Annotated in this window: 22 protein-coding genes; 11 read left to right on the top strand and 11 right to left on the bottom strand. The window is 57.9% G+C overall.

Annotation, left to right across the window (positions count from 1 at the left end; genetic code table 11):
• Positions 1-3: 3 nt before the first annotated feature.
• Positions 4-648, bottom strand: coding sequence for a hypothetical protein (locus ACVW0C_RS05140; protein ID WP_414375245.1), 645 nt, complete (start codon positions 646-648; stop codon positions 4-6).
• A gap of 130 nt (positions 649-778) precedes the next feature.
• The gene (locus ACVW0C_RS05135) at positions 779-1,411 is read right to left on the bottom strand and encodes a hypothetical protein (RefSeq protein ID WP_457384540.1); all 633 of its coding nucleotides are present in this window, start codon (positions 1,409-1,411) and stop codon (positions 779-781) included.
• A 132-nt stretch (positions 1,412-1,543) separates the two neighbouring features.
• Here ACVW0C_RS05135 and pcrA point away from each other — a divergent pair, with 132 nt between their 5' ends.
• Positions 1,544-3,904: a DNA helicase PcrA gene (gene pcrA / locus ACVW0C_RS05130; protein WP_457384539.1), complete on the top strand. Its 2,361-nt coding sequence runs from the start codon at positions 1,544-1,546 to the stop codon at positions 3,902-3,904.
• A gap of 263 nt (positions 3,905-4,167) precedes the next feature.
• Here the strand turns inward: pcrA and ACVW0C_RS05125 are convergent, their stop codons facing one another.
• Positions 4,168-4,482 carry a hypothetical protein gene (locus ACVW0C_RS05125; RefSeq protein ID WP_457384538.1) on the bottom strand — a complete coding sequence of 105 codons (315 nt, stop codon included), beginning with the start codon at positions 4,480-4,482 and terminating at the stop codon, positions 4,168-4,170.
• Between the two features lie 519 nt (positions 4,483-5,001).
• Here ACVW0C_RS05125 and ACVW0C_RS05120 point away from each other — a divergent pair.
• Both ACVW0C_RS05120 and ACVW0C_RS05115 read left to right on the top strand, forming a co-directional pair.
• Positions 5,002-5,493 carry a cytochrome c oxidase assembly factor Coa1 family protein gene (locus tag ACVW0C_RS05120; protein ID WP_457384537.1) on the top strand — a complete coding sequence of 164 codons (492 nt, stop codon included), beginning with the start codon at positions 5,002-5,004 and terminating at the stop codon, positions 5,491-5,493.
• A gap of 57 nt (positions 5,494-5,550) precedes the next feature.
• Positions 5,551-7,098: a YcjF family protein gene (locus ACVW0C_RS05115; RefSeq protein WP_457384536.1), complete on the top strand. Its 1,548-nt coding sequence runs from the start codon at positions 5,551-5,553 to the stop codon at positions 7,096-7,098.
• On the opposite strand, the gene ACVW0C_RS05110 is transcribed toward ACVW0C_RS05115, so the two are convergent.
• Entirely contained in the window at positions 7,095-7,409 is a 315-nt protein-coding gene (locus ACVW0C_RS05110) for a hypothetical protein (RefSeq protein ID WP_414344672.1), read from the bottom strand. The genes ACVW0C_RS05115 and ACVW0C_RS05110 overlap by 4 nt on opposite strands.
• Positions 7,410-7,605: 196 nt before the next feature.
• Here ACVW0C_RS05110 and rpsN point away from each other — a divergent pair, with 196 nt between their 5' ends.
• The 5 genes from rpsN to ACVW0C_RS05085 all read left to right on the top strand — a co-directional run bounded on the left by rpsN (position 7,606) and on the right by ACVW0C_RS05085 (position 12,313).
• Complete coding sequence (gene rpsN, locus ACVW0C_RS05105; protein ID WP_011432985.1) at positions 7,606-7,911, top strand: 30S ribosomal protein S14; 306 nt, start codon at positions 7,606-7,608, stop codon at positions 7,909-7,911.
• Between the two features lie 57 nt (positions 7,912-7,968).
• Complete coding sequence (locus tag ACVW0C_RS05100; RefSeq protein WP_457384535.1) at positions 7,969-8,601, top strand: ribonuclease D; 633 nt, start codon at positions 7,969-7,971, stop codon at positions 8,599-8,601.
• A 137-nt stretch (positions 8,602-8,738) separates the two neighbouring features.
• The gene (locus ACVW0C_RS05095; protein ID WP_457384534.1) at positions 8,739-9,893 is read left to right on the top strand and encodes an RNA-guided endonuclease InsQ/TnpB family protein; all 1,155 of its coding nucleotides are present in this window, start codon (positions 8,739-8,741) and stop codon (positions 9,891-9,893) included.
• Between the two features lie 558 nt (positions 9,894-10,451).
• Positions 10,452-11,474 (top strand): ATP-binding cassette domain-containing protein, encoded by a 1,023-nt coding sequence (locus ACVW0C_RS05090; RefSeq protein ID WP_457384533.1) that lies wholly within the window; start codon positions 10,452-10,454, stop codon positions 11,472-11,474.
• Positions 11,475-11,539: 65 nt separating this feature from the next.
• A complete protein-coding gene (locus ACVW0C_RS05085; RefSeq protein WP_457384532.1) occupies positions 11,540-12,313 on the top strand; it encodes an ABC transporter permease in 774 nt (257 codons plus the stop codon).
• A 33-nt stretch (positions 12,314-12,346) separates the two neighbouring features.
• On the opposite strand, the gene ald is transcribed toward ACVW0C_RS05085, so the two are convergent.
• The 3 genes from ald to ACVW0C_RS05070 all read right to left on the bottom strand — a co-directional run bounded on the left by ald (position 12,347) and on the right by ACVW0C_RS05070 (position 16,580).
• Positions 12,347-13,435: an alanine dehydrogenase gene (ald, locus tag ACVW0C_RS05080; protein ID WP_457384531.1), complete on the bottom strand. Its 1,089-nt coding sequence runs from the start codon at positions 13,433-13,435 to the stop codon at positions 12,347-12,349.
• A gap of 700 nt (positions 13,436-14,135) precedes the next feature.
• Positions 14,136-15,248, bottom strand: a complete 1,113-nt coding sequence (locus tag ACVW0C_RS05075; protein WP_414374749.1) for an LptF/LptG family permease — start codon at positions 15,246-15,248, stop codon at positions 14,136-14,138.
• Positions 15,249-15,356: 108 nt separating this feature from the next.
• Entirely contained in the window at positions 15,357-16,580 is a 1,224-nt protein-coding gene (locus ACVW0C_RS05070; RefSeq protein WP_457384530.1) for a pentapeptide repeat-containing protein, read from the bottom strand.
• A 165-nt stretch (positions 16,581-16,745) separates the two neighbouring features.
• Here ACVW0C_RS05070 and ACVW0C_RS05065 point away from each other — a divergent pair, with 165 nt between their 5' ends.
• Positions 16,746-18,566, top strand: a complete 1,821-nt coding sequence (locus tag ACVW0C_RS05065) for a DUF1565 domain-containing protein (protein ID WP_457384529.1) — start codon at positions 16,746-16,748, stop codon at positions 18,564-18,566.
• Positions 18,567-18,732: 166 nt separating this feature from the next.
• On the opposite strand, the gene ACVW0C_RS05060 is transcribed toward ACVW0C_RS05065, so the two are convergent.
• Positions 18,733-19,476, bottom strand: a complete 744-nt coding sequence (locus ACVW0C_RS05060) for a response regulator (protein ID WP_414424424.1) — start codon at positions 19,474-19,476, stop codon at positions 18,733-18,735.
• Positions 19,477-19,729: 253 nt separating this feature from the next.
• Complete coding sequence (gene rbsK / locus ACVW0C_RS05055) at positions 19,730-20,647, bottom strand: ribokinase (protein ID WP_457384528.1); 918 nt, start codon at positions 20,645-20,647, stop codon at positions 19,730-19,732.
• A 389-nt stretch (positions 20,648-21,036) separates the two neighbouring features.
• Here rbsK and ACVW0C_RS05050 point away from each other — a divergent pair, with 389 nt between their 5' ends.
• Entirely contained in the window at positions 21,037-21,348 is a 312-nt protein-coding gene (locus tag ACVW0C_RS05050; RefSeq protein ID WP_011432974.1) for a YbjQ family protein, read from the top strand.
• 53 nt (positions 21,349-21,401) lie between these two features.
• Here ACVW0C_RS05050 and ACVW0C_RS05045 read toward each other — a convergent pair whose 3' ends face one another.
• Together ACVW0C_RS05045 and ACVW0C_RS05040 are read right to left on the bottom strand one after the other, a co-directional pair.
• Complete coding sequence (locus tag ACVW0C_RS05045; protein WP_011432973.1) at positions 21,402-22,151, bottom strand: YebC/PmpR family DNA-binding transcriptional regulator; 750 nt, start codon at positions 22,149-22,151, stop codon at positions 21,402-21,404.
• 172 nt (positions 22,152-22,323) lie between these two features.
• Positions 22,324-22,884 carry a hypothetical protein gene (locus tag ACVW0C_RS05040; RefSeq protein ID WP_457384527.1) on the bottom strand — a complete coding sequence of 187 codons (561 nt, stop codon included), beginning with the start codon at positions 22,882-22,884 and terminating at the stop codon, positions 22,324-22,326.
• 511 nt (positions 22,885-23,395) lie between these two features.
• On the opposite strand from ACVW0C_RS05040, the gene ACVW0C_RS05035 reads away from it, so the two are divergent.
• Positions 23,396-24,313, top strand: a complete 918-nt coding sequence (locus ACVW0C_RS05035; protein ID WP_457384526.1) for a CoB--CoM heterodisulfide reductase iron-sulfur subunit B family protein — start codon at positions 23,396-23,398, stop codon at positions 24,311-24,313.
• Positions 24,314-24,463 lie beyond the last annotated feature (150 nt).

Below are 24,463 nucleotides of genomic sequence, written 5' to 3'. Positions count from 1 at the left end.
GAACTAGGCTCCCAGACCCAACAGGAGGATGGCCAGCAGGCCGAGGATCCCATAGGCAACGCTCCAGCCCTGCCGCCAGATCAGCGCCACTGCCAGGCCCAATAAGACCAAGCCCAAGCCCAGGCCAAGGCGGAGAAATAGAGGGTGTACAAACTGGCTGAGGGAGCGTTTGAGCCAGGGGAAGATCACCCCCAAGGCGAAGGCCAGTCCTACGGGGATCCAATCGATCCAACCTGTCTGCTCCCAGCCCCCCAACAGGTAAAAGCCGCCCAGACAAAGGCCCAGGCAGAAAAACAGCACCCGCATGCCAGGATAGTCTTGTCGATAGTTGAAAGCAAGGCTTCGGAGCTCCTTGGGGTGGGCCAAGACCAATGGCTCTACAGCAAAGCTTTCGCTCCACTCCGGCGCTTCTTCAGTTTGTCCGCGGCACCAAAGGTAAACGTTGACCTTGCGCAACCCTTGCAGCAGAGAGGCTTCCACCGCACTGCGCACCACCTCCATCACCTGCAGGGTATCCACCACATCGCCTGGCAGCCGTTCCAGCAGCACGTTGAGAACAGGCCCCTTCAGCTCGGCTCGGCCAAACAGCCGCAAGTTGGCAAGCTTGTAATCGAGGATTTGGTTCAAGATTTTGAGCTGGCGGCGCATGGGATCCCGCGAACAGAGAGCCGTCGTTCGACCGGTTGACTCAAAGCTTCAACATGACCGGTATGACCAGTCTAACGGTTGGGCCAGAGCAGCAGAGGAGAGGCGTTGCCGGTGTGAAAGGGAAGTGGGACTATCCCATGAGGGTGCGAATGCACCGGCGAATGCTGAGGTTGGATCGCTCCAAGTCGGCAAATCCGCTCAGAAGAGTTCCCTGGCCGTCCAAAAGCAGCAAAGCGGCCTGTTGGCGAAAATTGATCCCAGGCAAGGTTGCAGCGGCTATTTCTTGCAGCTTCTGGATGGTTGCTCCCTCAAAATCGACAGAGACGTACACAAATGGAGAAACCAAACGAGGATCCGTCGGCACGCTCTCTCGGATGACCTGCAAAACCAAATTTCGCACCAACAGCAGCCCCCTGCCATCCACCAGCACAATCTGTCGCAGTCGGGGGTTTCGCCCGAACTCCAGGGCCAAACTTTTGGAGAGGGCTTCCGATTGCGAGCGGGTTTGGCTGTTGGTCAAGATCAACGCTTGAATGCCCTCATACCGACTTAGGTCAAGCCGATCCCCAGAAACGCTTTCCACCTTGAGGTCAAGAGATGTTTTGGGGTTGCCGTTGCTGGGGCAGTTGCCAGCTTGGGCGGGATCGAACGCACCTTGAGAAAGCAGGGCAACGGTGGCAAACCCCAAAGCCACAAGTCTCTTTTGAACGCAAAGCCAGCAGCGGTTAGCCGGGGCACAGCAGCAGGACAGCACTCGGTTCATGGCGGGGAGCTCTAGAGCGGGCCGGCCAAATCTTAACCGATCTTCATCTTTGGTGCTCCAAAATGCCCTCTGGGCTTCTCATCCCCATTGGGTTGGTGCCCATAATGGAAGGCAGTTTCTGGTTTGCTGGCCATGACTCACGCCTCTTTGCTGGATGCCCTCAACCCTTCTCAACGGCAAGCGGTGCAACACTTTTGTGGCCCGCTGCTGGTGGTGGCGGGGGCAGGTTCCGGCAAGACGCGCGCCCTCACCCACCGCATTGCCTACCTGGTTCGCCACTATCGGGTGGATCCAGGAGAAATTTTGGCCGTGACCTTCACCAACAAGGCCGCCCGTGAGATGAAAGAGCGCATTGAGCAGCTCTTTGCCGAACAAGAAGCTCAAGAACAATTTGGGATCCCCTTAGAGGAATTGGAGCCGGCCCAGGCAACGCGACTAAAATCTGCTGTTTACCACCGCTGGATTAAGCCTCTTTGGATTGGCACGTTCCACAGCTTATTTGCCCAGATCCTGCGCCTGGAGATCGAAAAATATCAGGATCCCAAGGGGCGCAAGTGGACTCGCCACTTCTCGATCTTCGATGAATCAGATGCCCAATCTCTGGTGAAGGAGATTGTAACCAAGCAACTGAACTTGGATGAGCGCAAGTTTGACCCAAGGTCGGTACGCTACGCCATTAGCAATGCCAAAAACCAAGGTTGGACTCCTGCCGACCTGGAGCGCAATCAGCCCAACTTCCGTGGCCGTACCATTGCCCAAGTCTATGAAATCTATGAAGACCAACTGGCAGCCAACAATGCTCTGGACTTTGATAACTTGATTTGGATACCAGTGCAGCTTTTTCGACAAAACGAGCAGGTGTTGGCTTACTGGCACCAACGATTTCGACACATTTTGGTGGATGAATACCAAGACACCAACCGCACTCAGTATGAGTTGATTCGTCTGTTGGCCACCAACGGCGAGACCTGCAGATCTCGGTTGGATTGGAGAAACCGATCGATCTTTGTGGTGGGAGATGCCGATCAAAGCATCTATCGGTTTCGCGGGGCAGATTTTACCATTTTGCTGGAGTTTCAAGAGACCTTTGGAGATGGTCTCCCGGATGATGATACCCGCACCATGATCAAGCTGGAGGAGAACTATCGCTCTACAGCTACCATTCTGCAGGCAGCTAACGCTCTCATCGAGAAAAATACAGAGCGCATTGATAAAGTTCTCAGGCCAACCCGTCAGCAAGGAAGTCCGATTTTCCTTCATCAGGCGGATGATGAGATTGCAGAGGCCGAGTTTGTCGTCAATACCATCCGACGATTACACGGCCAAAATGCCAATGCTTTTTCCTGGGGAGATTTTGCCATTCTCTACCGCACCAACGCTCAATCCCGTCCTTTTGAAGAGGTCTTGCTGCGGTGGGGGATCCCTTACACCGTGGTAGGCGGACTGCGATTTTACGACCGCAAAGAAATTAAGGATGTCCTAGCCTATTTACGGGTTGTGGCTAACCCTGCCGACTCCTTTAGCCTGCTGCGAATTATTAACGTGCCGCGCCGTGGCATCGGCAAGTCCACCCTGGACAAGCTGACCGAAGCGGCGGCGGCTCTCAACGTGCCTTTGTGGGCAATTCTCAGCGATGAAACCTCTGTAAGTAGCTTGGTGGGTCGTTCGGCTAAGCCTGTCATTCAGTTTGCTCAGTTGATTCAGCACTGGCATCGACAGGCTTCTCAAACCTCAGCCGCCACCCTTATCGAAGGGCTGCTGCGGGATTCCGGTTATTTGGAGGATCTCAAGGCGCAGGGTACAGACGAAGCCGAAGAAAGAGCGGCCAACGTGATGGAACTTTACAATGCCGCTCGCCAATTCGAGGAAGAACAGGAGGATCCCAGCCTTGAGGCTTTTTTGAGCAATGTGTCTTTGGCTTCCGACTTGGACAACCTTCAGGAAGGCGCTGAGAAAGTTTCGCTAATGACGTTGCACTCTTCCAAAGGTTTGGAGTTTCCTGTTGTGTTCTTGGTGGGGGTGGAACAGGGTCTATTTCCCAATTTCCGGGCTTTGGAGGATCCCGCTGCTTTGGAAGAAGAGCGACGCCTTTGCTACGTGGGCATTACCCGTGCCCGTGAGCAGTTGTATATCAGCCACGCCAGGGAAAGGATGCTCTACGGCAACCGCGAACCAGCTATTCCTTCCGTATTTTTAAGTGAGCTACCTCAAGAGTTGATCGAGTCCGACAGGCGCGGAGCCCCTTCTCGACAGCTTTCCCACGGCAGTGGACTGTCCCTTTCAGATGCACCCAAGGCCAGGCCCAATCGCCGCCAAAGCCGTTCAGAACAGTGGGCGATTGGAGATCGTTTGCAACATCCCCAATTCGGACAAGGCCAGATTACCCATGTGTTCGGCAGTGGTGAACGGGTCACGATTGCGGTGAGGTTTCCCGCTATCGGTCAACAGAAAATCTTGGATCCCCGTATCGATCCTATTCAAAAGCTTAGCTAGGCGGCTGAACTCGGAAGGGCTCCAGCGATGAAGAGAGGCAAAGGGAAGTGCTGTAGAAGTCCGTAGCTCATTCGAGATTGCCTTGCCGTTGACGTCGTTGGTGATCCCTTGCTTTATATGTGTTTGCATATGTGTTTGCTTTATATGTGTTGCTGCACGACGGGGAAAGCAAAACCTCAGCTCCCCCTTTCCCTGATTTGACCGTTGCCCAACCCTCGACCTTACCTCTGCCCCCTCGTCACTAATTGCTTGTAATTGCTTGACTACCCGGTCTTGGGATCCCTCGCCAGGCTTAACCCAGTCGGCTGGGACTGAGTTGTCTCGGCTGTGTCCGGTACCAGGCGCAGGGGCGGGCCAAAGCGGCCAACCGCTACAGTGTTGTTCAGGGCCGGGATCTGGCGGATGGATCCCTGGCGTAGGCAGCAGTGTAGACGGCGCAGCAGGAAGAGGTCGGCTTCGGAGCACTCCTCTCGAAATAGCCTTACGTTAAGTTCGTGTTCCTGAGCAGCGGTGAGCAAACCGGTCATCATGGCGGTTTGAATGATCTGCTGCACGGTTATGGTTGTCGCTTCATCCATAGGTTTAGGCGATTGGATGGAGACCTTTTGCTGCTCTTATTCTCGATAAATCCCTCTGATATTGACTCCGCCAAATAGCGGATTCGATATGCGCGCTTTGTCATCTTTCCCAATGTTCAGGAAATAGGGCTTTCCAGGTATCCATTGACTTTCTGATCCATCCAGATCCTATTCAGGCGAAAAGCTTGAAATCCTTGCTTCACAAGCCTTTCCAATCGAAGTGGGAGCAGAGCCAACAATTGGATACGTAGGGATCCCATCCTCACTGCAGTACAAAATTAGACTCAACAGTGAGTTGCTTGAACTTGCCAAAGAGGTGCTGATCCCATGATTTTTCGAGCTGTTGTTTGAGGCCGTAACAGATATCTGTGGCAATACGGAACTGAGAAGCGATGTTCGTCACCGACAAATGGCGTAGGGTTGCTTGGCTTTTTGTCTGTACCTTGTCGGCAATGAAGGCATAGAGGATGAGCAACAGCCTTGTGTTAGGGTGGGGGCATTCTAGGGTGGCAATGGGCTGTGTCAGAAACTCCACAAAAAGTCGGCTGTGCTGTCCCTCTGGGCTGCTGTGGCTGCGGCTGTTTGGGCCTGCTGGCGGTGTTGGGCCTGGGGCTGGCGGGGGCAGGGATCCTGATCTGGAATGGGATCCGCACTTCGGGTGCCTATCGCACCTACCAGTTGGCGGTGGAGCAGCTCAAACAAAATGCTGTGGTGGTGGAACGTCTGGGAGAGCCCCTGAAGCCGGGATGGCCCTCGCTGCTGCGCTTTCAGGAAGATGAGGAAGCCGGTTGGGTGTGTCTGTTCTTTTTGATTACAGGGGCCCAGCGCACCGGCGATGTGGTGGTGGAATCGGAGCGGGGCATGGCCGGCTCGGCATGGCAGTTGCGCCATCTGCAAGTGAAAGTTGACGGGGATCCGCAGGCCATTCAGGTCATCGAGGGGGAATCTCGGTGTGAAAAGGAAGAGTCGGATGGAGAAGCCCTGCCCCTGCAGCCAGAAGGCGACATCTAGGTAGCCGGATATGCTCCGTCCCGCTGACGCGAACGGTTGTGGCCTTGTTGGATCCCTATGCGGTCGCTCCCTTACCTGCGCTTGCTGCTGCTGTTGGCGCTGTTGGCCTCGTTCACCGGGCTGATCGTCTGGCTGATCCAATCGTTTCTCGATCTGTACTACGCCACCCGTTACCACCCGATTTTGGGGGGGCTGTTGATTGGGGTGCTGGTGCTGCTGCTGCTGGTGTTTTTGGCCGCTGCCATCTACTACTTGTTTCTGTTTCGCCAACCCGCCCCCAGCAGGAGGGAAATTACCCAACCCCTTGCCTTGCCGGAGACGGCCTTGGACAAGCGGAAAGCGGCGCAACAGAACTTGGCTCAACTGGAGGCGCAGCTAGCGCAAATCCAGGATGAAGTGGCGCGGGCAGCGCTGGCGGAGCGGTCGGCTCTGCTGGCCCAACAGTTGGCCCAGCCCCAGCTGAAGGTGGTGGTCTTCGGCACCGGGTCGGCGGGCAAGACTTCTCTGGTGAACGCGCTGCTGGGGCGGCGGGCGGGGGCGGTGGGGGCCACTCTGGGCACCACCCAGGCGGTAGCTTGTTACGATTGGAACTTGCCTGGGATCCCGCAGCCGGTGCAGATCCTGGATTGCCCCGGCATTTTGGAGATCGGCCCGGCAGGGGTGATGCGGGAACAGGAGGCGCAAGCCCAAGCCCAAGCTGCCGATCTGCTGCTGGTGGTGGTGGATGGGGATCTGCGCCAGTCAGAGGTGGATCCCTTGCGCCGGTTGATCGCCCTGGGCAAGCGGGCCCTGCTGATCCTGAACAAAGCGGATCGCTACACCTCAGAAGAACGGCAGATCCTCTTGCAACGCCTGCGGGAGCGGGTCTACCCCCTGATTCCACCTCAGGATGTGTTGATAGCTGCCGCTGCTCCAGCCCCTGTGCGGGTGGGATCCCAAACCTGGCGACCGGAGCCGGAGGTGGCGGCGGTGCGGGATCGCGTGCAGGCGGTGCTCTATGCCGAGGGGGGATCCCTGGCCTTGGACAATGCTCTGCTGCAATCGCAACAGTTGGGGGAAGAGGCCAAGCGGATTCTCCAAGCCCAACTGCGCCGCCAAGCCGAGGAAGTGATCGATCGCTTTCAGTGGATTGTTACAGGGGTGGTATTTGCCAACCCCATCCCGGCGGTGGATCTGCTGGCCATTGCCGCCATCAACGCCCAGATGGTGGTGGAACTGGGATCCCTTTACGGCTGCAAGATGGATCTGCAGCAGGGGCGGGAGCTGGCCTTGTCTCTGGCCAAAACCTTAGCCGGCTTGGGCTTGGTGGAAGGAGCGATCCAACTGACCACGGGGATCTTGGCCACCGTTGCCGAAGTGAGCGTCGTCGGTTTTCTGGCGACAGCCCCCATTCAGGCAGCCAGTGCTGGCTATCTCACCCGCATTGCCGGCAAGAGCTTCATTGAGTATTTCCAGCACAACCAAAGCTGGGGCGAAGGGGGGATGCAGGCGGTGGTCAAAGCCCAGGTGCAAAATACCCAAAAATCCGGTTGGCTCAAAGAGTTTGTCCGCGAGGCTTCCCGGCGCATCTTCCGAAATGGGATGGCCAACCCAAGGGATCCCTAATGGCCGCTCAGGGCAATATCCGTCGGCATGAAGGCCAGCTTCAGTTGCGCCACATAATCGGCGTAGCTCAGTGCCGGCCCAGTGTCCCAATCCGCCAAGCCATGCATGCACTTCGACCATTGAATGAAGGCGGCAGGATAGATATAGGCCAAACTGGGATCCTGCAAAACCTCTTTGGGCAGTGGAGAGGCCGACTTCAGCACTGCCAACAGAGCCGGCGGCTTGTGGAGAATCACGCGCGTGGCCTCAATCTGCTCTGGGGAAACCCTAAACTTGGTGGCGATAAACGGGATCACTCTGGAAATGGCCATCACCCAACACCAACCTCGCCTATAGAGGTAGGTTGCCCCCAAGCCGAGGGGCTGGCCTCAGGGATCCTACGGAGACCGGAAAAGGAGGGATGAACATTGGCGAGGATGGCCGTGGGCGGGCCTGGGATCCCCTTGCTTGGGGCCGCTGCTCCCCGTTATTCTAGTAAAGCTGAAAAATCTGGGGAAACAGTGAGCCGTGGCTAAAAAGAGCATGATCGAGCGGGAGAAAAAGCGCCAACGCTTGGTCGAGAAGTATCGGGAGAAGCGCCAACAACTGAAAGCGGCCATGGCCGATCCCAACATCGACCAGGCCACCCGCATGGAGCTACACGCCCAACTGCAAAAACTCCCTCGGGCCAGCTCGCCCACGCGCCTGCGCAACCGCTGCTGGAAAACCGGGCGTCCCCGGGGTTACTTCCGCGATTTCGGCCTGTGCCGCAACAGCCTGCGGGAAATGGCCCACAGAGGCTTATTGCCAGGTGTGGTCAAGTCTAGCTGGTAGTTGCCTGGCCTTCGCCGCTTGGTTATGCAGCCAAAACACCCTTTTGAGAGATCCTGAGTGGGCCTGCAACCTTTTCAGCTCTGTGACGAAGATCTCACCCCTGCAATGGCAAAGGCCCTGGCCGGGGAACCCCACTTGGCCGTGGATACAGAAACAATGGGGCTGATCCCGCAGCGGGACAGGCTTTGCGTGGTGCAAATCGCCAACTCCGCCGGTGAGGTGGTGCTGTTGCGGCTGAGCCGCGGGGTAAAGCAGGCCCCCTTTTTGGCGCAGCTGCTGATGGCTCCAAGCATTGAGAAGATCTTCCACTACGCCCGCTTTGACCTGGCGATGCTGCGCTATCACCTGGGGATCCGGGCGTGGCCCGTCTTTTGCACCAAAATTGCCAGCAAACTGGCCCGCACCTACACCAGCAAACACAGCCTCAAAGATGTGGTGAGCGAGCTGTGCGGGGTCGAACTCAACAAAGCTGCCCAAAGCTCCGACTGGGGGGCCGTCCACGCGCTATCCGCCGAACAGCTGGAATATGCCGCCAACGATGTTCGCTATTTGATCCCGGTGCGCCACAAGTTGGCGGAGATGTTACGGCGGGAAGAACGCTGGGAGTTGGCGCAGCAGTGTTTCCAACATTTGCCTACTTTGGTAGAGCTGGATCTGTTGGGCTTCAGTAACGTCTTCGAACATCAGTAGGCGGGGCTTTACTTGATAGACAGTCACCGAATTTTCGGGCTGGAGGCCCGCACCATAGCCGCAGGCTTGGTGTCGGGAGGAAAGTCCTCCTCTATATAGGTTTGCTGGTCAAAGTCTGGATGAGCTACGATAGGCCCATGAGCCAGACTATATCGGTACGTTGCAAGCTGATAGTCCCTGTAGAGTTGCGTCAAGAGATTGACCGCACCTTGCAGAGATTTGCTGACGCTTGTAACCAGATCTTGGATACCGCCAAGCGCGAGAAGTGCTGGAATACCGCCAAACTGCACCACTTGGTCTATCGACCGGTAAGAGCGGCTACGGGGCTGAAGGCTAATCACGTCTGTCAAGCGCTCCGCCGTGTGATTAGCAACGCCAAAGCGGTGAAGCAAGTCCACAAGTTCCGCCCCACCAGTCTGACTTTGGACGCTCGTACTTTTAAGTACAGAGAGTCCGACCAGGCCGTGGGCGTGACCCTGATGAGCGGGCGAGTCTGGCTCAAGCTCAAGATCGGTGGTTACCAGATAGCGCTTCTGCGAGGCCAGAAGCCAACAAGCGCAACCCTGTCTAAGACCAAGCAAGGGGACTACTACATCAACATTGCTGTTGAGCTGGATACTCCCCCAACCGGCAAAACTCCAAAGGTAATCGGAGTTGACTTGGGCAGGCGAGATATCGCCACCGCTAGCAACGGACGCTCTTGGAGTGGAGAACACATCCAGGCCGTCCGTGACCGGTTCAGCCGTGTACGCGCCAAGGTTCAATCCAAACGCACTCGCAGCTCTAGGAGGCTGCTGAGAAGGCTCTCTGGGAGAGAACGGCGCTACCAGACATGGCTGAACCATAACATCAGCAAAACCTTGGTCAGGGATGCCCAGGCTATTGGTGCGGCACTGGCTTTTGAAGACTTGACAGGCATCAGAGATTGCCTGAATCAGAAGTCTCGAAGTAAGGCTGAGCGGCGCAGGACTAACAACTGGGCGTTCTACCAGCTCAGGATGTTTGTAGCCTACAAGGCTGCCATCGCTGGAGTACCTGTGGTGCTGGTGCCGCCTGCCTACACCAGTCAGACCTGCCACCGGTGCTTGCACATCCACCCTGAGCAGGGCAAGTCCTACCGCAATGGTAAGTCGTTCAAGTGTGGACACTGCGGGTGGGAAGGGGATGCTGACCATAACGCTGCTCAAGTAATCTCTCTCCTTGGGGCGACTGTAAACTCGCCTGAAATTCCGAAACTTAGCTGTCCTCTGGGGCCGCTAGGGATTGGGATAAAGCCCGCACCCTGCGCATAGCACGGGTGTCGGGTAGTTTACTGTCTTCGATGACCGGGCCCTCGGGGATCCCACATCTCCTGAAGCGGAAAATGGGGGGACGTCACTGGCCCACAAAGTATCTGGCAACACAGCTGGCTGCCCCTCTCTCTGATGTAGTGGGGATGGGGTTGGCCATACCAATCGAGATAAACCGGCCTGCAACCCTCATTCCTCCCGCCATCATCTGTCTGGATCAGGGGGATTAGCCCTCACTTGGGCCACTATGAAAATCATTGGAGTTGAGTCAATGTTGGAGTGGAAGCCTACAACCAAGCCAAACGAGAGGGCAATAACTCCACCAATGCACTCCTCAAAGCTTGGGAAAAGGTCAAGCAAATTTTCACACGAGATGAGAAAGGGATCTTCTCCAAACGCAAGACCTAGCCCAAAAAGTTTCCGAAGTAGCGAGAGCACAGTAAAGCGCCATCTCGCCGCTCTGCCTGTACGTGTTCTGGGTCTGCTCCAATTTTTTAGCTGCAACCTCATATCCTGAGAATAGCCCGAAAAACTCTAACCTAACCTTGCAGGGGTGAGCCTATGGCTGCGAGTGACTTCAAGGATTACTACAAGATCCTGGGCGTCAGCAGAGATGCCTCTGCCGAGGAAATCAAGCGCGTCTATCGCAAGCTGGCCCGCCAGTATCACCCCGACGTGAACCCCGGCAACAAGGCGGCAGAGGAACGCTTTAAGGAGATCAACGAAGCCTACGAGGTGCTCTCTGATCCAGAGAAGTCGCAGAGGGTAGTTCAAAGTGGGTTATCTTCCCCCGCTGTTTCGGGCAAGCCCGTTCTGGAGTTGCGCCACGTCTCGCTGCAGTACCCCGGCAAGGGATCCCCGGTCACGATCATCCGCGACGTCAGCTTTTCTGTTGCCCACTCGGAGTTTGTCTCCATTGTTGGGCCGAGCGGCTGTGGCAAAACCTCGCTGCTGAAGATGGTCTCCGGCCTGAACACCAACTACAGCGGCACCCTCTACTTCCAGTCGCAGCCCATCACCGGCCCCCTGAAGAGTGTGGGCATGGCTTTCCAAAACCCGGTGCTGCTACCCTGGCGCACGACCTTACAGAACGTGTTGCTGCCGTTGGAGGTGGTGGAGCCTTACAAGCGTACCTTCAAGCAAAACCTGGCCCAGCATGAAAAGTCGGCGCTGGAGCTGCTGGCCACCGTGGGCTTGGAGGGTTTTCAGAAAGCCTATCCTTGGCAGCTTTCCGGGGGAATGCGGCAGCGGGCTTCCTTGTGCCGCGCTTTGATCCATCAGCCGGAGCTGCTGCTGTTGGACGAACCTTTTGCTGCTCTGGATGCCTTTACCCGCGAGGATATGTGGGAAATGTTGCAACGGCTGTGGATGCGCACCGGCTGCACTGCTATTCTGATCACCCACGACTTGCGGGAAGCAGTTTTCCTCTCCGATACCATTTATGTGATGGGGCCACGACCGAGCGAGATCATCTTTTCCCTCAAAGTGGATCTGCCCCGTCCACGCCCGCTGGAGATCTGCCTGACGGACGAGTTTCACCACTTGGTCTCGGAAGTGCGCAAGCACATTCGGCGCAGCTATTAGGCTAAACAGCCATTGGCCTAGTCAAGCCTGGATAGACTACTGCCCAACTCTGCCGAGGGATCCCGATGAAAAAATCATTTGACCGATTTTTGCAGACCAAAGCGGCTTCTGTTATTTTACCTGCTGCCACCATCGTTTTGACCATTGTGCTCTGGCAGGTGGGGGTGGGGCTGTTCAACGTTCCTCGCTTCATTCTGCCGGCGCCCACCCAGATCCTCGCAGCCATGAACCAGTGGAGCCCGGTGATTCTGCGTCACTCCCTAACCACCCTCACTTCGACGCTGCTGGCCTTTGCGCTGGCTTTGGTGGGGGGGATATTGCTGGGATCGATCATCGGCAGCTCCCGCCTGGCCCATCTGTGTTTGTACCCGCTGCTGGTGGGGTTTAACACCATCCCGAAGGTGGCTTTGGTGCCGCTGCTGGCGATTTGGTTTGGCTTGGGCCTGATCCCGGCGGTGATCACGGCCTTTTTGCTGGCTTTTTTCCCCATTGCGGTCAATGTGGCGGTGGGGCTGGAGACGGTGGAAGCCGAGATGCGGGATGTGCTGCGCTCGTTGGGGGCCAGCTCTTGGGAGATCTTCACCAAGGTGGGGCTACCCCACAGCATGCCCTACCTGTTTGCCTCGTTGAAAGTGGCCATCTCCTTTGCTTTTGTCGGCTCGGTGATCTCGGAGACGGTGGCTTCCAACCAGGGGCTGGGCTACCTGATCGTGTCGGCCAGTTCTTCTTTTGATGTGCCTTTGGCCTTTGCGGGTTTGGCTGCCCTCGGCCTCATGGGTGTCTTGCTCTACACCTTTTTCGCGGCTCTGGAGCGCTATGTCCTGTCCTGGCGACAGTAGCATCTCTCCCCAGGGAGCCAACCCCTGCCTGAGCTAGCCCAGGTCTGGAAAGGTGGCTCGCACCGCCGGGTGGATGAGCTTGCCTGCCCTGACGTTTAGCCCTTTGGCCAAGGCCGGGTCTTGTTCCAAAGCAGCGGCCAGGCCAAGGTTGGCCAGCTTGAGGATGTAGGGGAGAGTGGCGTTGACCAGCGCTTGGGTCGAAGTCCAGGGAACGGCTCCGGGCATGTTGGGAACGCCGTAGTGCAACACCCCGTGGGCTTCGTAAACCGGCTGGGCATGGGTGGTAACCCGCGTGGTGGCGATGCACCCCCCCTGATCCACCGCCACATCCACAATGAGGGAGCGAGGACGCATCTGGGCCACCAGCTCTTCTCCCACCAAGACCGGGGCCCGCCTTCCCGGCACCAGCACTGCCCCTACCACCAGGTCGGCCTCGCGAACACACTCTTCCACGCTTTGGGCCGTGCTGTAGAGCAGCTCTACCCGCGAGCCAAAAATCAGCTCCAGCTCGTTCAGCCGCTGCAGGTTAATGTCCAAAATCTGCACCCGTGCCCCCAAGCCTACGGCCATTTTGGCCGCCTCAGTGCCCACGGTTCCCCCGCCCAGGATCACCACCCGCCCCGGCGGCACCCCCGGGATCCCGCCCAGCAACACGCCTCGCCCCCCCTGTTGTCGGGTCAGGTAATGGGCGCCAAACTGCACCGAGAGCCGCCCGGCAATCATGCTCATGGGCATCAACAAGGGCAGGGATCCATCCGCCCATTCCACCGTTTCATAGGCGAGGCAGGTGGCCCCCGATTGCAGCAGCGCCTGGGTCAGCTCGCGGCTGGCGGCCAAGTGCAAATAGGTGAACAGAATAAGGTCGGGATGGAGCAGAGGGTACTCGGCAGGCAAGGGCTCCTTGACCTTCACCACCAGCTCCTGCCGGTAGATCTCCTCAGGAGTGACAGCCAGCTTGGCTCCCGCTTTTTGGTAGTCCTCGTCGCTAAATCCCGCCCCCTGGCCCGCTTGGGTCTCCACCCACACCTGATGCCCCTGTTCGGTTAAGGCCCGCACCGCCGCCGGTGTCAGCCCGACACGGAACTCTTGCTCTTTGATCTCTTTGGGCACGCCAATTCGCATAGGGATCCCCGTAGGGCTGCTTTCCAGTCTAGACAGACTCTCCCCGCAATGGGATCCCTGGCCTGAGCAGGAGAGCGAAAATTGTAAAGTTTTGTGCGCGATCTGTCGGGGCAAGCAATCGCCAGGCTAATTTTGTTAGCTCAAGATTTCAAGGGCAAACCTAGATCTCTTGCCATGATTGGCACGAAAACAAGACATAACAACCTCAGAAAGCTCAATTTTCTTGCTTGCGCTTATCCCCAAGAGCAATGTTAATATCTATGTCACGAAGTCTCCGTACTCCCTCGCGAACGCACCTTGAAAACTGCATGGATTCAAGCTTTTCCGGGGGTAGGGTTGATCCCTACCTTTTCCCCGCAAGGGGACGGAAACAAACTAGAGTATAGAACCGAGCCTTCTACCATAGAAAGTTGATCCCTACCTTTTCCCCGCAAGGGGACGGAAACTTTTATTTTTCGAACTGACCCGGCTTAGGGGGTCAAGGTTGATCCCTACCTTTTCCCCGCAAGGGGACGGAAACTGCCTAGGGAAACTAGGGTACTGGGTGTTTGGAGGGGACTACTGTTGATCCCTACCTTTTCCCCGCAAGGGGACGGAAACCTGAGCTACGCGAGGCGAGAGGAGAGAGAAAGGAAAGTTGATCCCTGCCTTCTTCGAGACATCCTTGAGAACTGAGACTGGCGGATTCTAGGGTGGATCCCTAGCGCAGGAAACGGGCCAGCAGCACCAGTCCGATGCCGCCGAACAAGATGTTGAAGCTCCAGGCTGCCGCCCAAGGGGGAAGGGCTCCCACTTCTCCCAAGCTGCGAGACACGCTCAGAACCACGTAGTAGCCAAACACCAACAGGATCCCGAAGACAACGCCCCCGTAGCGTCCCACCCGCCGCGCGGTGGTGGATCCCAGGGGTAGCGAAATCAGCACGGCAAAAAAGCTGGCCAAGGGCAGGGAGAAGCGCATGTGGAACTCGGTGCGCAGAGCCTGAGTATTGAGATTGGAGCGGGCCAAACGGGAAATCCGCTCCGCCAGCTCCGGTAAGCTCAACTCGCTGGGGGGAACCGGCGGCTGCATTAGGGTAGCCAGATCCTGGGAAACTTGCAGCGGCTTGCGATGAAACGTTTGCTCGGCAATGCTGAGACCCGTGGGGCCGTAAAGGTGGGTTGCCCCTTCGCTCAGGCTCCACTCCAGTCCATTCCACACTGCCTGAGCGGCCAAGGTCACTTCCGCCAACTGGTATTTGCCCCCCGGCAAGGGATCCACCCGCAAAATCGTAACATCTTGCATCGTATTTAACCGGGGATCCACTTGGCGGATGAAGAACCAGAGGTTGTCTTCGGTTTTGAAAAAGACATCGTATTGCACCGGGGTGGTGGCCTGGGCCAGCAAAGCTTGCTGATCGATCTGGCGGATTTGCTGTTTACTGGCCGGCAGCAACACGTTGCTAATGAAAAAAGCGCTCAAGCTCATGGCCAACCCCACCAGCAGCAGGGGCCGGAAAATCCGGCTAAACGGGATCCCGGCTGCCCGCATAGCGGTGATCTCGCTGTTGCCGCTCAGCTTGCCCAAGGTGAGCATGGTGGCAAAGAAGGCGGCAATGGGCATACCCAGCACCACCATCTCCGGCAGATCCAAAACCAAGAGGCGCAACACCGTCAGGGGGGGGACGGATCCCTCGACCAGCCGCTCGGCCAGGGTAAACAGTCGGCCCACCAGCAGCAGCAGGGTTCCCCCCGCAACACCGGTCAGCACTGGGGTGAGCATCTGCCCAAATAGATAGCGCTCCAGCAGCCAGAACTTGGTGAGCAACCGTGCCATGTTTGAGAATCGAAGGGGATCGCCCTTCTCCCCAAGGGAGAGGCGAGTTGCAATAGCCGAAGAATCGGCGGCAAAAGCCCTGAACCAGGCTTATCGATTTATTCTCGCTCAAGGGCTTGGGGCAGGTGGGGGAAACGACTCCGTTTTGTCGGCAGGATCCAAACGCGGCTGAGGAGAGTTGAGGGGAGGTTCGGACGCGGGATCCAGCTCGGCACCCCAGGTGACCAGGTAGGCCCGCTGTTCGGGGGAAAGGCGGCGAGCCTGGCGGAAATCTGCCCCTGCCACGATAGCTCCGGTGTAGGCTCCGGTCTTAAAATCGGGCTTTTGCCCCGGCTGAGCGGGGGAAGCCGTCTGAGGGGATCCCACAAACAGCAAAGCGCGGTAGAGATCGGCCCCGCGCAGGTCGGCATTCCGCAAGTTAGCTCCGCACAGATTGGTGTGGCTGAGATCGCAGCCGCTCAGGTTGGCCCGCTCCAGGCTGGCTTCGCTGAAATCCACCGCCCGCAACAGGGTGCCATGCAGGTCGGCTCCCTCCAGCATCGTGCCCAGGCTGACCACCCGGATGCCGTTCACGCGATCCCGCTGGTAGCCCCCCTTGCCATCCAGGATAGGTCGGCCCAGGTGTTCGTCTCGCCGCAGAGGGCTGAGCAGATTGGCAGTGGAGAGAAAGCGCAGGATCTTGGCTTTGCCGAAGCGATCCACCCCGTTCAACAAAGCAGCCGTGCGCCCGGCAGCAATGGCCCGCTCCAGGGGCCAATCGTCCAACTGCCCATCGGGAGACAAGACCAGGTTGGAAATGCCTTCAAAGTAGGCGTCGATGGTCTGCTGCTGGGTGATGATATTCTGCTGAATGGTGAGATCGCGGGAGATGATGTACTGCCGCCAGGCAATGTAGGCGGCCAGGATGGCGATCAAGATCTGGCCTGTGGCCCCGAACACTTCTCCCAAAGCCCCAATCGCCTCCCAACTCAGGGATCCCAAGGCAGAAAACAGCCCGCTCCCGGCAATCCCTCCCATCACGGCCAAGCTGAGGGCCACTCCCGCCCAGGCCAATTGAGGCCAAGTGGTCAGCCACTGCCAAAGACGGCGTCCGATCTGAGCCCAAAGCGGTCGCCCCCACCAACCCGCCAGGCCCAGCCAAGCCAGCACCGCCCCCCAGCCCAAGACCGGCTGAGCCATCAGCTTTCCCAAGAGCAGCAAGAAGGCCGGGATCCCCAACAGCAGCAGATGGATCAGGGGTTGCCACGGTGAGACCGGAGACACCAGGATCTCGGATTCAAGCAGCGACGGCTCTTGGGGCAGATGTTCGGGGACAAGGGTTTTGTAGGTCATGGCGCAAGCAGGGAGGTTACTCTAGGGCTAGTGTTAGACTTGCAAAAAAAGCCTGCGTTAGTCCGTATTTGGAGTTGGCGGATAGGGCAGGATCCCGCCTACTCAGTTTGGTAGGATAACCTCGGCCTTTCTTCTCTAGCCCAGCCTGGTGTGGGGATAACCACCATGATCTCTTCCTTATTGTCCTTACTGCCTATTGGTCTGCAGAAATCCGGCGAACACCAATCTACAGCAGTCCTGCCCGGCCTGCGGGCGCAGCGCCATCGTTCTGCAATGCTGACGCGGCTGGCAACCTCTCTGATGCTTGGCACCACCTTACTGCTGACAGCAAAGTTGGATCCTGGCTGGGCGCAAACTTCCCTGGACACTGGTATTACCGGCGAGCAGACCCTGCCTCAAGCTCCCCCGCTCCCGGACAATCGCCCGGCCATTTTCGTGGATGCAGCCAACGGCAGCGATACCCGTGGGGATGGATCCCGCAATAACCCCTTCAAGACGATTACTTATGCCATTCAGCGGGCTGAGGCTGGCAGCGTCATTCAGCTTTTTCCCGGGGTATATAGCGAGGAGAGCGGCGAAACCTTCCCCATCCGTCTGAAAGCCGGCCTCACCTTGCGTGGGGACGAGTCCACCTTGGGAGAGGGCTATCTCATCACCGGCGGCGGTACCTACATGAGCCCGACCCTAGGCCGACAAAATGTTGCTCTGCTGGCAGAAACCGGCGCAGAAGTGCGAGGAGTTACCCTGCGCAACCAAGGGCGGCGCGGCTATGCCCTCTGGGTCGAATCGGCCTCCCCGCGCATTCTCAGCAACAGCTTTGTGGGCAGCATCCACGATGGGATCTTCATTGCCGGCGCTGCCAATCCCTGGGTGGAGGGCAACCGCTTCTATAAAAACGGGGCCAACGGCATTTCCGTCTTGGGCACCTCCCAGCCCACCATCATCAATAACCTGTTCCAGGAGACCGGCTTTGGCATCACCATCGACCAGCGCTCGGCGCCTATTGTGCGCAACAACCGCATCCTGCAGAACCGTACCGGCGTGATCGTCGGGGGCAGCTCCAGGCCCATCCTGCGCAACAATCTCATCGCCCAGAACTTGGAGACCGGCCTCACCGCCATCACCACTGCCCAGCCGGATTTGGGCACGGCCACGGATCCCGGCAACAACATCTTTGAGGGCAACGGCCAATACGATATCAACAACGCCACCCGCGGCCTGCGCCTCAATGCCAACGGCAACCAACTGCGGGGCCAGGTCAAAGGGGATCTGGATCTGTCCGGTCAAACCACCGTTGCCGCCCTTCCCGACAGCGCTCCCCGCCCCATTGCCCCTGGCACTTTGGCTCTGCCCAGCGCTCCGGCCCAGCCGGCTACTCCCAGGGATCCCCGGCCAGCGGCTGAGACCCCCTCCACCTTGCCGGTTTTAACGGTGCCCCAGTCTACTGCCCCGGTTCCCCCCTCTCCGCCCCAAGGATCCGGAGGGCGCATCTTGCCAGATCCCTCCAGCCCTCAGGCAACTCCCCAGCCCCAACCTCCGGGGGAGCAGTTTGTGGCTGTCCCCTTCACCCCCGATGGCTCTACCACACCTGCCCAGCCGGCTGACCCTGTTCCCAGGCCACCGTCGGCTCCCCTCACGGATATCACCACCCTCCTGCCTCCGCCGGCCCGTCGCCCGTCCACGGGGATCCCAACTACTCCCTCTGCTCCCACTACAACTCCAGTTGCCCCCCCTGTGGCTGCTGTGGGCAACGACTCCGTTTCGCCAACGCGAACGGCAACTCAATTTCGCGTGTTGGTGACCCCCAAGAGCAGCGATGACTTGAACCGATTGCGGCAGCTCATCCCCGAGGCGGTGGAAACGGTTTTCAACGGCAGAACAGTGTTGCAGGCGGGCCTCTACGACAGTCGCAGCCAGGCCCAGTCGGTGTTGGATCGGCTGTTGGATGCCGGCTTTGAGGCGGTTGCCGAGATGATTTTCCGCTAGCGACCCCCCACACTGCCGGCTTGCTTCTCCATAGCGGTACGAGGGAGCTTTGATCCCAGTTCTTTGGCGGGGTGGCCAGCCATTGAGCCCAAGTCTCCTTGGTCGCTGGCAAGGGAATTGACTACAAGTGCTTGCCAAGAGCGATGACGGCTCGAACACCCCCTCTCTAGTCCAGCGGATCCAGTCGGTAGCGGCTGAGCCAGTGATCCAAATGCACTTCCTCCTCATCCAGCAGTTGGGCGTTGATCAACCCCCGTTTGAAAGCAAGGCGGATGGCTCTGGCCCGCAAGCTGAAAGTGGTTCCCCACTCGTCGCTCTCAATTTGGTCGTTGCTGACTTCTAACTTGTCGTAGAGGTTGCGCAGACGGTTGGTTACCCCTCGGCGGGACAAAAAGCGCCGTGCAGCAATGGCCTGGTCGGTGAGGCCAAGGGCAATGTCGATCAGCACTTCGTACTCGGCATCGCTGAGACCGGTGATTTTGTTTTGTGAACGGGAATCGACCCCGCGCACCTCTCGGTCGATCACGCATTGCTCATCCTGCACCACCGCTTGGATAGCGCTGACCAATTTTTCATCGGTGCAATTTTTCAAAAGGTAGCCATAGACGGTTTGCGGAGGCACGATCTTGTGCAGTTCCCGCACATAGACTTCATCGGCAAAATGCGACCAAAAAATGATGCGCGTGCTGGGGCACTCTGACCAAACCTGTCGTGCTACCTCGATCCCGGCCATCTCGGGCATGCGGATATCCATCAACACGAAGCTGGGGTGGTGCTGGCGGTAGAGTTCCAACGCCTCTCTACCATTCGAGGCTATATACACCGGGCCGAACTCAGGCAAATGTTGCGTCAGTAGGCTATGAACATGCTGACGGTAGAGAGCGTCATCTTCAGCAAGGAGGGTACTCACGGGCCTTTATCAGAATTACCGAATACTTTCTTTTCACTACCTAACTCTAAAGACACCCACAAGGGAAGATAAGGCACTATTGAGCAGTACTCAATGGAGCAAGGGATCCCCTCCGCCGGCTATGAGTAGCAGCTCGGAAAAAGGATTTGGCCCCGCTCTGTCCTGTGGAGGTTGCGGTTTCCCCATAGCGCTCACGCAAACGGCCAATGAACTTCTCCACCGCAGACGTCGAAAACTTTTGATAAGCAGCAGTCTATGCTGTTTCTACGGCAGAGGCCAAAAATGCCTCAATCTCAGAGCGCTGGGGCAAGCTAGGTTGGGCTCCCGCACGGGTTACGGCCAAAGCAGCGGCGGCATTGGCAAAACGCAGGGCTTCCCTCAGGGATCCCCCGGCAGCCAAACAAGCAGCTAAGGCCCCACAAAACCCATCTCCGGCAGCGGTGGTATCCACCACTTCCACAGGATGAGCTGGCCAATGGCCACTTTCTTCCCCATCTGCCCAGACCAGCCCTGCCCCTCCCAAGGTGAGGATAACGGCTGGGATCCCGTGTTTCTGCAGTTCTTGAGCCACCTTTTGGGCTTGTTCCGGCGTCTCCACAGGGGATTGGGCAAGGGCAGCCGCTTCGGTTTCGTTGAGCACCAAGTAGCGAACCTGGCGCAACAGGGATCCTGGCAATGGCACGATGGGCGCAGGGTTGAGCAAAATCGGGATCCCTTGGGCAGAGGCTTGTTCTGCTGCAGCCTGCACAGTGGGCAGGGGGATTTCCAGCTGCAGCAGGAGCAGGGCCGCTGGGGTAAAGGGAGGCAAATGCTCCGGCAGATAGCGACCATTGGCTCCAGGGCTGACCACAATCCGGTTTTGCCCTGCTGGATCCACAGTGATCAGAGCGATGCCGCTGGGCCCTTCCAGCTCCCGCAGGTGGTGGGTATCGACGCCGTTCTGCTCCAGGTTCTCTTTCAGCAGGCGGCCAAAGCTGTCAGATCCCACTGCCCCCCACATTTCCACCTGGGCTCCCGCCCGCGCCGCTGCCACCGCTTGGTTGGCCCCCTTACCGCCAGGGTAGGTGGCGTAGTCGGATCCCAGCACCGTTTCCCCAGGGCCGGGATGATGGGGCACCTGCACCACCAAATCCATGTTCAAGCTACCCACCACTCGGATTGGGCCTGCCATCGGGCTTGTGGGGAAATCCTGTTGGAAAAGCAGAGATCTAGAGATCTTTGGTTTGGATCCCTGGGCAGCTATTGTATCAGCCGCCGGTCTTGGCCAGGGATCCCCTTGAGCGCCCTACCACGCGGCAAGGGCTGATAGCAGTCGTGGTTTTTATTACCATCTATTTCAACTGATCGCGCTAGCGGGCCGGAGGCCTTAGCAGGAAGCAACCGGTCGTTTGTTTCACCTCAACGGTGAGATAAATGACTATGCGTTGTGGAACGGTTATCTGTAGGGATTGGTCGCCCTTCGACATATCGCCACTCTGCTGAAAACACAGGGCAAGAACCCGATTCCAAAGGTTGAGGATCCCGACTATCTTGGTGGGTGTTGACCCAGGAAGCAAGCTGATGTTGCTGACCACTACAGACGTGCTCCAAGGTAGAGAGGTTGAGCGTTACTTGGGCATTGTTACCGCCGAGGTAGTTTATGGCACCAATGTTCTACGGGACTTCCTTGCTACCCTCCGCAACATCATCGGGGGACGCACAAGAACCTATGAAGAAGTTTTCGAGAATGCCCAGAAAAAGGTTTTGGAAGAGTTGGAGCAGCGAGCCAAACGTTTGGGAGCAAATGGCATCCTAGGCGTTAGCATTCATACCAACATGAGCACGACAATGATCCTCGTTACCGCCGCCGGCACCGCCGTTAAGCTCCGCTGACGGATGCTTCTGTTGAAGGTTTCCCTTTCTCGGAAGATGATGGCAGCCTGTTCTCAGGCCAGGCTTTCCATCACCGCCTCGTCGATCTCGAAATTGGCGTAGACATTCTGCACATCGTCTAGGTTGTCGAGACGCTCCATCAGGGCAAGCACTGACTTGGCCGTATCGGGATCCTCCACATGCACCTCAGTGGATGGGATCCAGCGGATGGCCGCATCTTGCACTGGGTAGCCCTCTTTTTTCAGGTAGGTGGCCACCTGCTCCAGCAAAGAGTAGTCGCAGTACACCTCTGCTCCTGTGCCTTCCACCTTGAAGTCGTCTCCTCCCGCTTCCGCCACCGCCAGCAACAGGGCTTCGGGATCCAACACCTCCTCCAGGCTGATCACCCCTTTTTGCCGGAACAGCCAGCTCACGCAGCCGGCTTCTCCCAAGCTGCCGCCGGTTTTGCTGAAGGCTTCTCGCACCTCGGCAGCCGTGCGGTTGCGGTTGTCGGTCATGGCCTCGATCAACACAGCCACCCCACCGGGGCCGTAACCCTCGTAGCGAACTTCTTCCAGGGGGCTGTCGTCGCTCCAGTTGCCGGCTCCCTTGGCAATGGCTCGTTCAATGTTTTCGCTGGGCATCCCCGCTGCTTTGGCTTTCTCCACTGCCGCCCGCAACTGAAAATTCCCATCCGGATCTGGCAAGCCGTTGCGAGCTGCCACGATGATGGCCCGCGAGAGTTTGGTAAAGAGGCTGCCCTTTTTGGCATCTACACGGGCCTTTTGCCGTTTAATGTTGGCCCACTTGCTGTGTCCTGCCATGCCGCCACACACCAGTCAAGCAATGAATTGGAGGGATCCCTCCACTTTTGAAGCCTAGATCACCTCGGCTCAGGACTCAACCCCACGGCAACTGGGAGGGTACCGGCCTGGTCACAAAACAAGGGATCCTGAGGATCCCTCACAACCCAGACTCAGCTACCCAACAAACCCATCAAGGCTGAATCGGCTGCCGCTGGATCACATCCCCTTGGGGCGGAGGCGGAGGGGCTGGGGTTTCTTGAGGGGTAGGCGTTGCCTCTATGGGAGGAGTTTCCCCAGGAGGCGGGGGCAGAGGGGGCACAGCTTCTCCAGGCACAGGCCCAGGTGTAGGCGTGGGGGTTGGGGATGGAGTTAGAAAGGGTGTCACCTGTCTCAACAGCTCGGCATAGAAAATCCCATCTTGCTCTGGCCCAAAGCGCCCCACTTCCCAACGGTGACGAGGCACAAACATTGTTTGCAGCAGCACTTCCCGGCTGACAAAAGCGGGAGTACCCGAGAAGACGTAGCCATCGACAATGACCCGATTCAGATCGGGCCGAGTTTGAAACACCCGATCCACCTCCCGCAGCATCTCCGTATCCAGCCGCCCCAGCAGAGTTTCCAGAGTGTCTTCAGGTCTGATCAGTACCCGTACCGAAAAGCGATAGCCTTCGCAACGATAGTCCCCACAGATCTTGACCAGCTCGTTACGCACCCGGATTTGCGCCCCAGGATCCAAATTGCGCCCTGGCACTAAGACTTCCTCCTGGGGTTGCTGTTCGACCGGCTGGGCCCATAGCTGGAGTTGACTTGCCCATCCTGCCCAAACTAGGGGTCCGAAAAACAAGCCAAATCCCCAACCTTTTAGAGGAAGGCTCCAACCCAGACTGCCCTGCTTAGAGCGGGGTGAAAAGGGGAAATCGCGATCCTGGATCGGGCTGTTCATAAGGCGTTGACCGATTCCTCAGTGATGGCTACCGCCAAATCTACCCGACATCGGCCAGAGAGGCACTAGGCAGGGAGAAAAATAGGGTATCGGCTCCGAATGGTTTCAAAATAGGGGCAGATAAATAGGGAAGCTTTGACAAACTCCCTGTCCTGGGCAGCAACGGATGTGCTGTGGCAGCGCATGGGTGTAGGATCTTAGGCTCTGGGTTCCCGCTCTGCAGGCAGGCCAGTGCTCTGCTGTGTGGGCAATGGATCCATGGATTGTTATTACCGTTGAGATCGCAAACCCAATTCTCTTCTTCTTCTCACGTCTTCTCATGACCGCGGTTGTTCCTTCACCTTTGCGCTACGCCTACTACCCCGGCTGTGTGGCCCAGGGGGCCTGTCGTGAGCTGTATGACTCCACCGACCAGATTGCGCGGCATCTGGGCATTGAACTGGTGGAGCTGGAAGCCGCTTCCTGCTGTGGTTCGGGCACCTTCAAAGAAGAATCGGAGCTGCTGGAAGATACAGTGAATGCCCGCAACCTGGCTTTGGCGGAAGCGCTGGGGCTGCCGATGCTTACCCACTGCAGCACCTGTCAGGGAGTGCTGGGCCGCGTGAATGAAAAGTTAAAAGCTGCGAAAACCGCGAATCCAGAGTACTTTCACCAGGTGCAAGCCCTGTGCCAGAAAGGAGGCTGCGAGAGCCGTTACCAGGGCACAGGCGATGTGCGCCATTTGCTGTGGGTGCTGGTTCATGACTACGGCCTGGAGCGATTGGCCCAACAGGTCAAACGGCCTCTCCTGGGACTGCGCTGCGCTGCCTTCTACGGGTGTTATCTGTTGCGGGCCTACGACATCTCCCGCTTTGATGTGGCGCGGGATCCCCATTTGATGGAGGATCTCTTCGAGCGTTTGGGGGCCACCCCCGTTTGGTATCGCGGGCGCACCCAGTGTTGCGGTTGGCCCATTTCCAGCTACGCCCCACAGCAGTCTTTCTTGATGGCAGGCCGGCATCTCGTAGAGGCAATAGAGGCGGGAGCCGATTGTTTGGTTACCCCCTGTCCTCTATGTCACCTCAACTTGGACTCTCGGCAGCCGGAGGTGGAAGAGGTGATCGGGCGCAAGCTGGGGATCCCGATCCTGCATTTGCCACAATTGGTGGGCCTGGCCCTGGGGATCCCGGCGGAAAACTTGGGACTGAACCGCCATGTGGTGCAGGTGGAAAGAGCCCTGCAAAAAATAGGCCGCTAAATCCCACTTGATGGCTGGGGGATCCCTGGGCAAACATCAGGTGGGGTCTGCCTGGGAAGGATATGCTATTCTGCCCAGCAAGGTACCCGTCCTTGTTCAAAAACCGCAAAGATCCTCGTAAGCTTAGATCCACCTACTGATACATTTACG

The sequence above is a fragment of the Thermostichus sp. OS-CIW-26 genome, from assembly GCF_054058395.1.
Note: the sequence above shows the minus strand (reverse complement) of the source record. Positions and strands in the feature narration are given on the sequence as shown.